Source organism: Coriobacteriia bacterium, from assembly GCA_041658765.1.
Classification (GTDB): domain Bacteria; phylum Actinomycetota; class Coriobacteriia; order Anaerosomatales; family JBAZZO01; genus JBAZZO01.
Map to the genome: position 1 here is coordinate 63,753 of JBAZZO010000008.1, position 13,666 is coordinate 77,418.

General features: G+C 68.2%; 10 protein-coding genes and 1 tRNA gene. 5 read left to right on the forward strand and 6 right to left on the reverse strand.

Annotated features, from left to right (window positions below; all coding sequences use genetic code 11):
* The first annotated feature begins 552 nt into the window (after positions 1–552).
* On the forward strand, positions 553–1,254 hold the full coding sequence (locus WC971_06370; protein MFA5844437.1) for a hypothetical protein: 702 nt from the start codon (positions 553–555) through the stop codon (positions 1,252–1,254).
* 61 nt (positions 1,255–1,315) lie between these two features.
* Here WC971_06370 and WC971_06375 read toward each other — a convergent pair whose 3' ends face one another.
* The 6 genes from WC971_06375 to WC971_06400 form a co-directional block, all read right to left on the reverse strand.
* Positions 1,316–1,555 carry a hypothetical protein gene (locus tag WC971_06375; GenBank protein ID MFA5844438.1) on the reverse strand — a complete coding sequence of 80 codons (240 nt, stop codon included), beginning with the start codon at positions 1,553–1,555 and terminating at the stop codon, positions 1,316–1,318.
* Positions 1,556–1,816: 261 nt separating this feature from the next.
* A complete protein-coding gene (locus WC971_06380) occupies positions 1,817–2,746 on the reverse strand; it encodes an HD-GYP domain-containing protein (GenBank protein MFA5844439.1) in 930 nt (309 codons plus the stop codon).
* Positions 2,747–2,923: 177 nt separating this feature from the next.
* Positions 2,924–3,964, reverse strand: coding sequence for an alcohol dehydrogenase catalytic domain-containing protein (locus tag WC971_06385; GenBank protein ID MFA5844440.1), 1,041 nt, complete (start codon positions 3,962–3,964; stop codon positions 2,924–2,926).
* A 7-nt stretch (positions 3,965–3,971) separates the two neighbouring features.
* Positions 3,972–4,841, reverse strand: coding sequence for a 3-hydroxy-5-phosphonooxypentane-2,4-dione thiolase (gene lsrF / locus WC971_06390; GenBank protein ID MFA5844441.1), 870 nt, complete (start codon positions 4,839–4,841; stop codon positions 3,972–3,974).
* 50 nt (positions 4,842–4,891) lie between these two features.
* Positions 4,892–5,470 carry a class II aldolase/adducin family protein gene (locus WC971_06395; protein MFA5844442.1) on the reverse strand — a complete coding sequence of 193 codons (579 nt, stop codon included), beginning with the start codon at positions 5,468–5,470 and terminating at the stop codon, positions 4,892–4,894.
* Positions 5,471–5,586: 116 nt separating this feature from the next.
* Positions 5,587–5,672, reverse strand: a tRNA-Leu gene (locus WC971_06400).
* Positions 5,673–5,834: 162 nt separating this feature from the next.
* On the opposite strand from WC971_06400, the gene WC971_06405 reads away from it, so the two are divergent.
* The 4 genes from WC971_06405 to WC971_06420 all read left to right on the forward strand — a co-directional run bounded on the left by WC971_06405 (position 5,835) and on the right by WC971_06420 (position 13,665).
* The gene (locus WC971_06405) at positions 5,835–6,974 is read left to right on the forward strand and encodes a LamG-like jellyroll fold domain-containing protein (protein ID MFA5844443.1); all 1,140 of its coding nucleotides are present in this window, start codon (positions 5,835–5,837) and stop codon (positions 6,972–6,974) included.
* A 149-nt stretch (positions 6,975–7,123) separates the two neighbouring features.
* Complete coding sequence (locus tag WC971_06410) at positions 7,124–10,900, forward strand: chemotaxis protein CheB (GenBank protein ID MFA5844444.1); 3,777 nt, start codon at positions 7,124–7,126, stop codon at positions 10,898–10,900.
* A gap of 266 nt (positions 10,901–11,166) precedes the next feature.
* Positions 11,167–12,897 (forward strand): serine/threonine-protein kinase, encoded by a 1,731-nt coding sequence (locus WC971_06415; protein ID MFA5844445.1) that lies wholly within the window; start codon positions 11,167–11,169, stop codon positions 12,895–12,897.
* 6 nt (positions 12,898–12,903) lie between these two features.
* On the forward strand, positions 12,904–13,665 hold the full coding sequence (locus WC971_06420) for a DUF3662 and FHA domain-containing protein (protein MFA5844446.1): 762 nt from the start codon (positions 12,904–12,906) through the stop codon (positions 13,663–13,665).
* The last annotated feature ends 1 nt before the right edge of the window (position 13,666 follow it).

Here is a 13,666-nt window from a genome sequence, read left to right on the forward strand (position 1 = left end):
TTCGCCCGCAGGCCCTCCCGCGACTCCCTGCACTTGGTCGAGCGCCCGCGAGCCGCGGCGATACCGGCGCTGGCACCGCGCGGGTGCCCTCCGTGTACCCCTTATATCGGCGGTCTCGGACGCCTCGATGAGACGTCGCGCGACCGGCGGCGTACGCACGCCCGGATCGCCGTTCGTCGGCCAATGGTGACTTTCGTCACATGATGAGGGTCTCGGCTCAACTCCGGCACACCCCTTGCCGATGAAGTTAATGAAAGTTAAGTCTCCGGAAGGGGGCCAGAAATGGTTACGAAGCAGACCTGCCCGACGTGTGGAGGGAACAAGAGCGTAGTCGTCCGAGTCCCGGGCGGCCCAAGCAAGGTCCGTCGCTGCCCCGATTGTGCGGGCCGCGGCTACCGGGTGAAGATGGTCACCTGGCGCTAGACCACCGCTCTCCTCTCCCCGCGACCCCGTGCTCCCGCGCGGGGTCGCGTGCGTCCGGGCACGAAAAGGGGAGCGGACCTGCACGCCTCACGCTAGAATGTCCTCGACACCCTTCCGTGGAGGTCCAGCATGCGTCGAACCGCCCTCCTGATCTTCCTGCTCTTGATGTCTGCCGCGGTCATCTCCGGCTGCCGCTTGAGGACCGCCTCGACCGTCCCGTACCCGGCAGCTCCACTCGTCGTCTACGAGACCACGGCGGTCGGTCACCCCGATGTCATCGCACCCCCTGGCCCGCCTTCGATCCCGGCGACGCCGTACCCGCTCCCCAAGGTGCCGAAGACGCGAGTAGACGCCCACCTGAGCAAGGCTTTCATCGACCGGGTCGCGAGCCTGTACCGTGCCGGCGACGTCCTGGGGCTGATCGGATTGCTCCCGCCGGATGCCAAGACCGCGAAGCTTATCGGTGAAGACTACGAGGGGGATGCGTACTTCTCCAGGCTTTCGCAGTGGATGTTCTCCGCCAAAGCGACCGACCCGGCGAAGATAGCCAACTGGGCGACCGCATCCTCGTGGGAGTTCGACACCGGGTCCTATGCCTACGTCTACGATTCCAAGGCGCTGCCCTACGTCGTCTACCGGGTCTTCTTCGCCCTGCGGACGCCGCAGGGCGGCAAGGTGAACACCGCTCTCGACCTCGCGCGCGACCGCAAGACGGGCACGTGGTACTACCTGCCCCTGATCTTCGGCCCCATCCAGCGCAACCTCACGGGCAACCCCAACGACCCCTATTACGACGACATCACCTGGCACTTCCTCGTCGCGCCGCGCTGACGTCGGCCCTCGAGCAGTAGCGCCTTTCGGTCCTCCACGAGCGCCTTCTACCGGTCCGCCCTCATCGACGACGTCTCCGACGGAACATCCACAGGACCCACACGGTCACCGCAGTGCTCGCGACGCCCCCGATGCCGCCCCACACTCCTCCGGTCCACGAACCGATCCAGTACACGAGCCACAGGAGGAACAGGGCGGGCACGGCCACTAAGAGCACGGCGGCGATCTTGATGCCGCTGCTCTCGTACGCGTCTGGCTTGGGTTCCGGTCGCAGAGCACGACCGTCGATCGACATGGTCATCACCCGTCCCGGTATGTTCCCGTCGGCGCTAGAGGGGAAGCCGCAGGTAGAGCATGCGCACCGCCGGTACCACATGGCTGTGGTCGGTAAACGGCTCCGTGCGTGCGAAACCCATCCCCTCGTACATCGCGAGAGCGGCGGGCATCGCATCGGGCAGCGTGGTGAGCCGGATCTCGGCGTACCCCAGATCGCGAGCCTCGTCGAAGGCGGCTTCGCCGAGTGCGCGGCCCAGACCGAGGCGGCGCGACGCAGGCTGGGATCCTACACGAACTCCATCTCGGGCTCGATGACCGCAAGGAACGCGGTGACCACCTGGGGATCGAACTGAGTGCCGCAGCACCGTTCGATCTCCTGCAGCGCCTCGCGCGGCGTGCGCCCCGACCGGTACGGGCGGTCGGAGATCATCGAATCGTACGCGTCCGCCACGCACAGGACGCGCGCGCCGAGCGGGATGCGGTCGCCTCCCATGCCGTGGTAGCCGGACCCGTCGAAGTTCTCGTGGTGGCACAGGATGAGAGGGATGACGTCGCGCAGCAGACCCCCGACCGGGCGCAGCATGTGGGTCCCCTTGTCGGGGTGCGTCTTGATGTGCTCCCACTCCTCGTCGTCGAGCTTCGATGCCTTCTGGAGCACGTCGAGACTGATCTCGATCTTGCCGACGTCGTGCAGCAGGCCGGCGACGCGTACGTTCTCGACCTCGTGGTCCGGCAGCTGGAGTCGCTCCGCGACGCGGGTCGCGAGTCCCGCCACGCGCACCGAGTGCTCCTTCGTGTACCGGTCGACCGCGTCGATGTACTTCGCGAGTATCTCGAGGATGCCCTCGTAGGCCTGCCTGAGGTCTCGGACGTTCGTCTCCTTCAGGTCATACAGGGTGCCCACGAGATAGGAGGTGAGGATGAGGAACGCGCCCCACAGGACGACGTTCAGGTACGGGATCTCGACAAGGGTGTCCCTGAAGACGTTCGGGTCGATGATCTCGTACAACGAGACCATGAGCACCGCCAGCATCGAGACCGCCACGCCGCGATTGCGCCCGAGGAAGTAGGCGGCTATCAGCGTCGGAACGTAGAAGAAGTTGAGGAACGCCACCTTGTTCGCCGCCACGAGTACCGCGAACGCGGTCGCGGCGACGAGGACCACGACGAGGATGATCTCGAAGTGACGCATCACGAACTCTCGGAACCGCTCCATGATCCCCCCTAGACCCCGCGGGTTCTCCCAACGGATAGTGTGCGTTCGCGCGGCGGGAGCGTCAAACCTGGCGGCCCACGAAGACCGCGGCCCCGGCGGGGCCTCGCAGGAGATCCCTTGGTGCGGGTGAAATCCGCCACACCCGCATAGCGCGTGCGAGCACCCCGTCCGCGCTCGCTACGGTTCGATGACCACCTTGACGGACTCCCCGGCGCTCGCTACCAAGCCGAAGCCTTCCTGGATCCTGTCGAGCGGCAGGCGATGCGTGATCATGTCCTCCACTGCGACACGGCGAGTCGCGATCAGGTCGAGGGCCATCGCGAGGTCGGCCGGCGCCGCACCGTACGCAGTACGGATGGTGACCTCGCGACGCCAGAGCTCATTGAGAGGCACGGGGTGATCCTGCCCTGGCGACGGTACGGCGAAGATGATGAACACCCCCCCGTTCTCAAGGCACGCGATGCCTTGGTCTATCGCCGAAGGCGCACCGGTGCACAGGATCACGAGGTCGGCCAGTCGCCCGTCATTGGCCTCGCGCACGAGCCGAGGAAGGTCATCGCCCGCTTCGACGGCATCGAAGACTCCGGCCGCTCCGCTCCCACGCGCCCAGCCGAGCCGATACGGACTCACATCCGTGGCGAAGACGCGTCCCGCGCCCAGGGCGAGTGCGAGACGGATATGCAGCAGCCCGGAGATGCCGCTGCCGACGACGAGGACCGTCGAGCCCGGCCTGACGCCGGCACGGGTCTGCGCCCGCACGACGCACGCGAGGGGCTCGACGAACGTGGCCGCCTCGTAGCTGACGGATCCGGGCAGCACGAACACGCCGCGGTCGACCTGCAGAGCAGGCACGCGCACGTATTCGGCGAACCCGCCCGGATCGAAGTTCGTGGCATGCAGCGTGTGGCAAGCCGTGTGGAACCCTGCCAGACACATGCGGCATGAGTTGCACGGCACGTGATGCGAGACGACGACCCTGTCTCCCGGCTCCACGCCCTCGACACCATCACCCACCGCCACGATGTCGCCCGAGACCTCGTGCCCCAGCACGATCGGCGCCTTCGGGACACGGTACCACTCGAGCACGTCGGATCCGCAGATGCCGCTCGCGCGTGTCCGCATCAGGACCTCGCCCGGCCCGATCGCGGGTACCGGCATCTCCTCGACACGGACGTCGGAGTTGTTGTAGTAGACGCCGGCGCGCATGGTGTCGGGCACGGGTGGGTCAGACCTTGCGGGAGTCGTCAGCGGCCACGGCGGACGCACCGGAACGCGGACCGGTCACGCCGGCTGTCGTCTTTTCATCCATGTAGACCGCGTAGGCGTCATCCACGGATGCGTTGCCGTGGACCACCGCTCTGACCGCCTTGATCATGCCGATCGGGGAATCCGACTGGAAGATGTTGCGCCCCATGTCGACGCCGGCGGCGCCGCCCGCTATCGCCCTCGCGGTCATCTCGAGCGCTTCGCGCTCCGGAAGCTTCTTGCCCCCGGCCATGACGATCGGCACCGGACAGGTGCCGGTGACGCGCTCGAAGTCCTCGCAGTAGTAGGTCTTGACGATGTGGGCGCCCATCTCCGCGCCGATCCGGCTGGCGAGCGCGAAGTACCGCGCATCGCGGACCATGTCCTTGCCCACCGCGGTCACGGCGATCACCGGTATGCCATAGCGCTCACCCGCGTCGACCAGCTTCGCGAGATTCGCGATCGTCTGGTGCTGGTGCGGCGAGCCCACGAAGATCGAGAGCGCCATGCCCGCGGCGTTCATGCGGATGCACTCCTCGGTGCTCGTGATGATCGTCTCGTTCGAGAGATCGTCCTCGAGGACGCTGTTGCCGCCGGAGACGCGCAGCACGATCGGCGCAGTGGTCGTCGAGTCGATGCACTGCCGCAGGACTCCACGTGTCAGCATGAGAGTGTCGGCGTACGGCGCGAGCGGCATCACCGAGAGTTCCGGCTTCTCGAGACCCGTGGTGGGGCCCAGGAAGTAGCCGTGATCGACGGCGAGCATGACGGTGCGGCCGTCTTCCGGCTTCAGTATGCGGGACAGGCGGTTCTCAAGACCCCATGACATGGCGCTTTGACCTCTCTTCATCTCGGAACAACGCGAGGTCCATGCTAGCAGACGGCGGACGCCGAAGAACCCTAGAGCAGCCGCAGCCCCGTCGCATCGCGAAGGTTCAGGATGTGGCACGACTCCTCGAGCACGCCGACCATGCCCCACGCGTCCCAGAGCGTCTCACCGATGGCGAAAGGCCCGTGCGTGCGAAGGACCGCGACCGGCACGGCACGCAACGCCTCGGCAAGCATGCGTGCGGCTTCCGCGGAGCCGATCTTCACCTCGGGGACCAGCACCGGTATCGCCGAGCCGATCACGCATCCCGCCTCGGAGTCGAGCGGGACGATCTCGTCTTCGACCAGCGAGCGGAACATCGTGTGCGGCGGGTGCGCGTGACAGATCGCGCGGGCATCGGTCGCGTGGTACACGGCGCGGTGCACGACGAGCTCACGACTGCAGCCCTCGTCCGACGATCCCGGCTCCATGCCCGTCTCGATCAGGTCGTGCGGCTCGAGCCTCGACAGCATCGAGCCGGAGCGAGTGATGATGATCCGGTCATCGACCCGCACGGAGAGGTTGCCGTGCCGAGCGGTCACGGATCCCGCGAGGAACAGATCGCGCCCCACTTCACGGAACAGTTCGTAGCGGGCGGAGCCGACAGCCACCCGCCCACCTCCCTCTACTCTCGATACGTTCGTCCGCGGATCCGTCCGACCTCGCCGCCCCCACCGAAGAACGACAGGGGCTCCGCCGACTCGGACGAAACCCCTGTTCATGGCTGTGGTGCGGGTGAAAGGAGTTGAACCTTCACGGGGTTGCCCCCACATGGACCTGAACCATGCGCGTCTGCCATTCCGCCACACCCGCGTGCGTGGAATTGAAATCCTACCATCGCGTCTGAACAGCGTAAAGACGAGGAGTTGGGGTCGTAGGGCTTGGAAACCTCAGATCGACATCAGCGAAGTGTGCCTGCTTCTTGGTAAAATTCTATATCGTCATATTCGAGATCCCAGGCAGGAGGGCGGACAGATGTCGGCGATACACACGGTGGCCGCAAGACGCTCACGCAAGATCTTGGGAGATGCTCTGACGGCTATGGCGCTGGCGATAGCGCTGGTACTCGCACTCGCATGTCCCGCATGGGCGCAGGGGCTGCAGGGCTCGTCGGTCCTTGCGCTGGATGGCGTCGACGACTACGTGGCCGGAACGGACCGCTCGGCCTACGACGTCGGTACCGGCGCGAGCGCTGACTTCACTCTCGAGACGATGTTCAGCGTCTCCGACTCGGCCGGGTCTCGGACGGGGACCCTGTTCCACAAGAACGGGGCCTATTCGGTCTACATCCTCCTCAACGTGAACGGCGATGAGGACCGGATCATCTTCAGGCTGTGGACGGGGCCGGGCAGCAGCTACACCTACATCTATCACAACGTCACCCTTGCGACCGGGTGGCATCATCTGGCCGCCGTCTTCGACAACGAGAGCACGGCCGACACGGATCTCATGGCGATCTACCTCGACGGCAGCCGCGTGTCCCAAAGCTCCGCCGTCGAGTGGACCCCGGGGATCCCGAACTCGTCGAGCGCACTCAACATCGGCGGATACATGGGGATCAACCCCTTCCCCGGGTGGCTGGAGGAGACGCGGATATCGAGGTGTGTCCGCTACTCCGGCGGTTCGTACACCGTGCGGAGTGCCCCGTTCGCCACGGATGCGAACACGCTCGCCCTCTGGCACTTCGACGAGGCTTCCGGCTCGAGGACCTTCCTCGATTCTTCGGGAGCGGGCAACGGCCTTGCAGGCGTCAACGGGGCGGCGACCTACAACGACACGCCCACGCCCACTCGCGTGACGCCGGCCATCACCAAGACGCCGACGGGTAGCCTGTACACGCTGACCCGCAGCCGTGGGGTGGCCTACTGCACGTTCGGGGCGACACTGCGTGCTCCGACCGGCGCGGCGATCACATCCAAGCGCGTACTCCTCCAGCGCAGCGCCAACGGCACGACCTGGTCGACGTACGCCACCCTGTATACGAACACCTACGGCCGGGTCTCACGCCGGGTCGCTTTCTCTGCTGCCGGCACCACCCATTGGCGCTGGTACTCACCGCTCGACACGAGATACAGCGCGGTGGCGAGCGCGAGGACCCGGATCGTCACTAGGTAGAGTCCTCGCCGCCGAAGTGGGTATAGAACCTCACGTACGGCGCTTCCCCGCGCCGTCTGTACCCTGCGCCGCTATGCAGCCGACGAAACGAGACCCTCGTGAGTGCATCGCAACTCGCGACGAAGCACCGAGCGAAGGCTCCGGGTTCCGTGGTCCCTGTCGTCGGCATCGGCGCTTCCGCCGGGGGCTTGGAGGCCCTCAGCACCCTTCTGTCCGGGCTCCCCGCCCACACCGGACTCGCGTTCGTCCTCGTGCAGCACCTTGAACCGTCCCACGCCAGCAACCTCGCCGAGATCCTCAGCCGCCAGACACCTATGCCCGTGACCCAGGTCGAGGAGGGCATGCCTGTCGAGGCGGACCACGTGTACGTCATCCCGCCGGACACCCAGATGCGCGTGCGCGGCGGCGTCTTCGCGCTGAGCCCGCGCCCGGGGGGCCGGACTCCCAGCCTGACCATCGACGTGTTCATGGAGTCGCTCGCTCGCGAGTACGGCAACCGGGCCATCGGCGTGGTCTTGTCGGGCGCAGCTTCCGACGGCGTCCGCGGCCTCGCCGCCATCAGGGCGGCGAACGGCATCGGGCTCGTGCAGGACCCCGCGACCGCCGCCTTCCCGAGCATGCCGCAGAGCTCCATCGACGCCGGGGTCGCCGACCTCGTCCTCGACGTCCCGGGGATCGCCGCCGAGATCGGGCGGTTGGCGCTCCATCCCTACCTTCGCGAGAAAGCGACGTCCAAGACGGTAGGGAAAGACGGCGAGCGGCAGGTAGACGATCTCGACGCCATCTTCGCGCGGCTGCGGGAGGTCTCCGGGCTCGACCTGACGAACTACAAGCGGCCCACGATGGTCCGCAGGCTCGGGCGGAGGATGGCCATGAGGCACGTGGACACGCGTGCCGACTATCTTCGCTTGCTCGAAGCGGATCCGGACGAGGCTGCGCTTCTCCTTCGCGACGTCCTCGTGCGGGTCACCTCGTTCTTCCGGGACCCTGCCGCCTTCGAGACGCTCAAGACCGAGGTCTTCCCGCGCATCATCGGGGACCCCCTGGTCACGCGACCGGTGAGGGTCTGGGTCGCCGGCTGCGCGACTGGGCAAGAGGCCTACTCTATCGTCATGGTCCTCGTCGAGTACCTCGAGTCGATCGGCTCGAGCCGCTCCATCCAGGTCTTCGCGTCGGATCTGAGGGAGGACGACCTCGTCCTCGCGCGACACGACTTCTACCCCGCCGGGATCGAGAACGAGGTCACCCCCGAGCGCCTCGCCCGGTTCTTCTCCCCGGCTGGGACCGGCTACGAGGTGTGCAAGAGCGTGCGGGAAGCATGTGTGTTCGCGCGCCACGACATGACCGCCGATCCGCCTTTCGCGCACCTGGACCTGATCTCGTGCCGCAACGTGCTCATCTACATGGACACGGCCCTGCAGCGGCGCGTGCTGTCGATCTTCCACTACGCACTGCTCGACGAGGGGATCCTCTTCCTCGGCCCCTCGGAAGGAGTGACCAGCGCCCCGAAACTCTTCGGCCGCGCGAAGTCCAAGAGCATGTTCGTCCGCAACAAGCACGAATCGCCCGTGCCGATCCTGGGGAGAAGGGGTCCGAGCCACCGGGCAGCGGGAGGTTCGGTCGAAGCGGGTAGGAACCCGCGGCCGGCCGACGCACCCACCGTCGGCCCCCAGGGCAGCGTCGACGAACTGCTGCTCGAGCGCTACTCACCGGCGGCGATCGTGGTCGACGGCGACCTGCGCGTCCTGCAGTTGCGGGGCGATGCCGGCGACTATCTTCGCCCCCGGGCCGGAGTCGCCAGCCTCGACCTCCGCAGCATGGCGAGCGAAGGTTTGTCGACCGCGGTCGAGTCCGCGGTCGAAGAGTGCACGCGCACGCAGGCGCCCGCGCGGCGCGCCCGCTTGCATCTCAAGACCGAGAAGGGCAGCACGGCGAAGGACCTGGTCGTGGTGCCCATCGACCCCGGGTGCGAACAGCCGACCTTCTTGATCATGCTGGAACAGGCCGATGCCCGCAACGGCGACGCGGGCGGCAGCCCCGGGCACCCGGACGAGATCCCCTTCCTTCGCCAGGAGCTCGAGGCGACACGCGAGCGGCTCAAGGCAAGAGACCGCCGAAACGAAGCAGCGAACGAGGAGTTCCGGGCGGCCAGCGAGGAGATCCAGTCGAGCAACGAGGAACTTCAGAGCGTCAACGAGGAACTCGAGACCGCCAAGGAGGAGTTGCAGTCCGCCAACGAGGAGCTCACCACGCTCAACGACGAGCTTCAGTCCCGCAACCGGGAACTCGGCGCCAACAACGACGACCTGGGCAACCTGCTAACGAGCGTGGACATCCCGATCGTCATGCTCGACAGGGACCTGGGTATCCGCCGCTACACCGCGCAGGCCGCGGAGATCTTCCACCTGATCCCCGGCGACGTCGGCCGACCGTTCGCGGACATCCGGTCGCGGCTGAGGATCTCCGACTTCGAGAAGATCCTACGCGACGTACTGGCCCGCGATGAGCCGGTCGAGCGGGAGGTCGCCGACGAGAAGGGGATCTGGTACCAGCTGGTGGTCCGCCCCTATCAGACGGCTGCGGGTGAGACCACCGGCGTCGTGGTGACGCTCCAGGACGTGAACGCGCTGCGAACCTACCAGGCCGAGCTCGAGACCATGTGGCGCAACAGCGAGGCCATCAACCGGATCGCCCTGGCTTTCCAAGAATCCACGGACCCCGGGACCGCGGGGCGAACCCTGCTCGGCGAGGCGGTGGCGGCACTCGGGGCGGACCGTGCCCTCTGGCTCGACTATGAGAACAATGAATGGTGTCTGCGGATCGAGTTCCCGCGACCCCGGGGAAGGGGCGCCGTGCTCGCGCCCCACGCGCCCTACTCGTCGGCCGAGGCGAAGCGGCTCGGGCTGCGCCACTACAAGACCGGTGAGGTCCTCCTCGAGAACACGGGAGGACTGTCAGCCCGCGGCGGGCCTGGCGATACCGCAACGGGCTCCCTGCTCACCCTCCCCGTCCTGGCTCTGGACGGGAAGCTCGCAGGCGCCGTGCGGTTCACGTTCTCCGGCGAGCCTCGTACGTTCTCCTCCGCCGAACTGGACTTCTGCCGCAAGCTGGCCGTGGTGGTCACGCTCATCTTCGAGCGCGCGAACCGCGACCGGCTCACCGCGGCGCTCGTGGAGGAGCGCACCGCATCTCTGGCAACGACGGTCGTGCAACTCGCTGAGGCCGTCCACATCAAGGACATCTTCCTCGCGAACATGAGCCACGAACTGCGGACACCGCTCAACTCGATCATCGGCTTCTCGGGCGTGCTGCTGGGCGGCCTCGCTGGCGAACTGAGCGAAGAGCAGAGGCGGCAGATCCAGATGATCCGGACCTCCGGCGACCGGCTCCTCGCGACCATCTCGGACATCCTCGACCTGGAGAAGATCGAGGCCGGGGCGATGCCCGTGGAGCCGACGGAGTTCGTCGCGGCGGACATCGTCCGCGGGGTCGTGGACCTCTTCGAACCGCTCGCGCGCGCCAAGCATCTCGAGTTGACCTGCGAGCCGCCGAACCGCCGCATCGTCTTGCGGACCGACGAGGCGAAGCTCAGGGCCATCCTCGTGAACCTGCTGAGCAACGCGATCAGGTACACGGACTCGGGGACCGTGGCGGCGTCGGCCGAGTCGACGCGCACCACATTCACCGTCACGATCCGCGACACGGGCTACGGCATGACGCCGGAGCAGACGGCACAGGCCTTCGACGCGTTCCAGCAGTTCGCGAAAGAGGGTCACGTCAAGCCCGGGGGCACGGGGCTGGGCCTGAGCATCGCGAAACACCTGGCGGAGATGCTCGGCGGGCACGTGGACGTCGAGTCGGAGCCCGGTAAGGGCTCGACGTTCAAGGTGACGATCAAGCGACGGATCGCGCCGCCTCGCAAGTGATGAGTGTTCCTCAGGCCCGGATGGCGGAAGCGCGCATCGCGGAAGGCGACTCCAGGCCGATGGCACGCCCCGCACGGCAGACCCGCGGTGTCCCTCGGGACGCAAGTGACAGGAGCCGCACGCGGCGCATACCCCCGATCGCAAGTCCCGGCCGGTCCGCCATCTTCGCCTCCGCTGAGCGCTGCCGTGTCCATCCGTTCGTACCCGAATGCCCCTTCGCCGCGGCGCGGTACAATCTCGGGGACGAACGACGACGCGGAGGCCGGATGGAGCAGGACCTCATCCTTGGGCGGTACCGGCCGCTCGCCGAACTCGGCGAGGGCGGGCACGGCTCGGTCACGCTGGCGTACGACACCAGGATGGCTCGCCGCGTCGCGATAAAGCGCCTCCCGCTGCCGAGGCGCTCGCGAACAGACACGACCGGCCTCGCGGAGGCGCGCACCACCGCGCTGCTCGCGCACCCGAACGTCGTGACCGTCCACGAGTGGGAGACGGACGACGACGCAGCGTACCTCATCATGGAGCACGTCGAGGGGGTCACGCTCGCCGACCTGCTCGACGACGCCGAAGGTCCGCTCGACGTCGACGAGGCGGCGGCGGTCCTCGGCGCGGTGGCCGACGCGCTCGACCACGCGCACGACAACGGCGTGCTCCACCTCGACATCAAGCCCGAGAACGTGCTCGTCGACCGCGACGGCCGCGTCAAGGTGGCGGACTTCGGGGTCTCCGCGCTCGAGGGCCTCGGCGGCGGGGCGTCGGGCTCCGGAGGCACGCTGGGGTTCATGCCTCCCGAACAGCTGCGCGGCGAGACACTCGACGCGAGCGCGGACCAGTGGGCGTTCGCGGCCCTGGCATACGTCACGCTCACTGGTGAAGAGCCTCTCGCGGCGGACACCGCGGAAGGCGCTCTCTTCAAGGCGACCGTCACCGAGGTCCCGCCTCCGTCCGAGTTCGAGCCGACGCTGCTGCCGCTCGTCGACGACGCCGTCCTCGTCGCGCTCGCCCCGGACGCGGGCGACCGCTTCGCCGACGTGGCGACTTTCGCCGCCGAGCTCCTGCCGCACCTCGGCGACGCCGCGGCTGGACGCGCGACGCTCGCGGCGACCGTACGCGATCTGCTCGAGGAGGAGGGACACGTCCCGGAACGCGAGTCTCTCGCAGCCCGTCTCGCGCGCCGCGCCGGCGCCGCGCGCAGGGTCTCGGCGGCGTTGGCGTGCCTCTGGCTCGCCTGGGCGGGACTGGCCGCCTACCCGCTCGGTAACGCCGCCGTATGGGGAGGCGCCGGCCTCGTGGCTCTCGCCGCCGCGCTGGCGCCTGGGCTTGGTCTCGCGCTCGCCCTCGCCGCGTTCTCCGCGGGGCTCTTCACGGCGGGGATCCTGCCGGGTCTGGCGTTCGCGGTCCCGGCGGCCGCCTACTGGCTCGTCCTCGGGCGTCGGGGGACCGGCAGCGCCATCGCCCCGGTCGCCGCCCCGCTGCTCGGATCGGTCTGGGCCGCGCCCGCGGTGCCGCTTCTCGTCGGGCTCTCCGGCGAGCCGGTAGACGCCGCGATCGCCGGGGGCTGCGCGGCGGCGGTCGCCATGGTCGCCTCCGCGGCGTCCGGCGGCCGCGCGCCGTACCTCGTGCTCGACCTGCGGCTGCTCGCCGACCCCTGGGCGGCCGGAGTCATGCGAGAGAACCTCCTCGGCCTCGTGCGCGGACCGGGACCCGCGCTGGCGGCGCTGGCCTGGGCCGCAGCCGCCGCGATCGTCGCCTTCGCCTCCCGCCGCGGGTCGCGCATCCTCGCCGCGATCGCGGTGCTGGCGGGCCTCGGCGTCATGCTCGCCTCCTACCGGGCGTGGTCGCTGATAGGGCCGCCGCTGCGCTGGCCCAACCCCGGCGTCGTCCGCCAGCTCGCCGGCTCATCTATACTGGTCGCTGTGGTGTTCGCCGCCGGGATCGGTCCCGTGCGGGGAGCCGATCGGAGGCGCGCCGTCCGGCGCGCGGAGGAGGGCCGCTAAGCCCGCATGAGCTTGCTTTCCGACTTCGAGGATCGCGTCGCGCGCGCGGTCGAGGGCGTCTTCGCCGGCGCGTTCCGCTCGCCGGTCCAGCCCGCCGAGATCGCGAAGGCGCTCGCCAAGGCGATGGACGACGGGCGCACCGTCGGGGTCGGCCGCGTCTACGCGCCTCTCTCGTATCGGGTCGCGCTCTCCGGCGAGGACGCCGAGAAGCTCGGCTCCTTCACCGTCACTCTCTCGAGCGAGCTGGCCAGATACCTCGCCGGGCACGCGAGCGAACGCGGGTATCACCTCGCCACGAAGCCCGCGATCGCCTTCACCGTCCACGAGGACCTGCGCCTCGGCCGCTTCCGCGTGAGCGCCGAACTCGCCGCGACGGACGACGAGTCCGCGCCTGAAGAGGACCTCCGTGATCCCGTGTCGATGCCCGCGCGCCGCCGGCGCACGGTGGAGGTCGAGCCTTCGGGAGGCCATCCTCTGCGCGATCTCGCGACCGTCACCGTCGGCGAGGTCAACCACGACGTGGTGCTTCGGGGTGAGCGCCTGGTGATCGGACGCCTCAACGCTTGCGACATCTGCCTCTCGGATGTGAACGCATCCCGCAGGCACGCGGTCCTCGAGCGCGAGGGCGACGGCTGGACGGTCGCCGACCTCGACTCCACGAACGGCACCCTCCTCAACGGCGTCCCGGTCCAGCGTGAGCGCCTGCGCGACGGCGACGTGATCGAGATCGGCCTCACGCGTCTCGTCTATCACGAGCCGAGGGGGTAGC

What these genes read in the sequence shown, in the direction of transcription:
- lsrF (MFA5844441.1), bottom strand. Translation starts at nt 4,841, where the DNA reads ATGAAGAGAGGTCAAAGCGCCATGTCATGGGGTCTTGAGAACCGCCTG.
- WC971_06370 (MFA5844437.1), top strand. Translation starts at nt 553, where the DNA reads ATGCGTCGAACCGCCCTCCTGATCTTCCTGCTCTTGATGTCTGCCGCG.
- WC971_06420 (MFA5844446.1), top strand. Translation starts at nt 12,904, where the DNA reads ATGAGCTTGCTTTCCGACTTCGAGGATCGCGTCGCGCGCGCGGTCGAG.
- WC971_06415 (MFA5844445.1), top strand. Translation starts at nt 11,167, where the DNA reads ATGGAGCAGGACCTCATCCTTGGGCGGTACCGGCCGCTCGCCGAACTC.
- WC971_06375 (MFA5844438.1), bottom strand. Translation starts at nt 1,555, where the DNA reads ATGACCATGTCGATCGACGGTCGTGCTCTGCGACCGGAACCCAAGCCA.
- WC971_06405 (MFA5844443.1), top strand. Translation starts at nt 5,835, where the DNA reads ATGTCGGCGATACACACGGTGGCCGCAAGACGCTCACGCAAGATCTTG.
- WC971_06380 (MFA5844439.1), bottom strand. Translation starts at nt 2,746, where the DNA reads ATGGAGCGGTTCCGAGAGTTCGTGATGCGTCACTTCGAGATCATCCTC.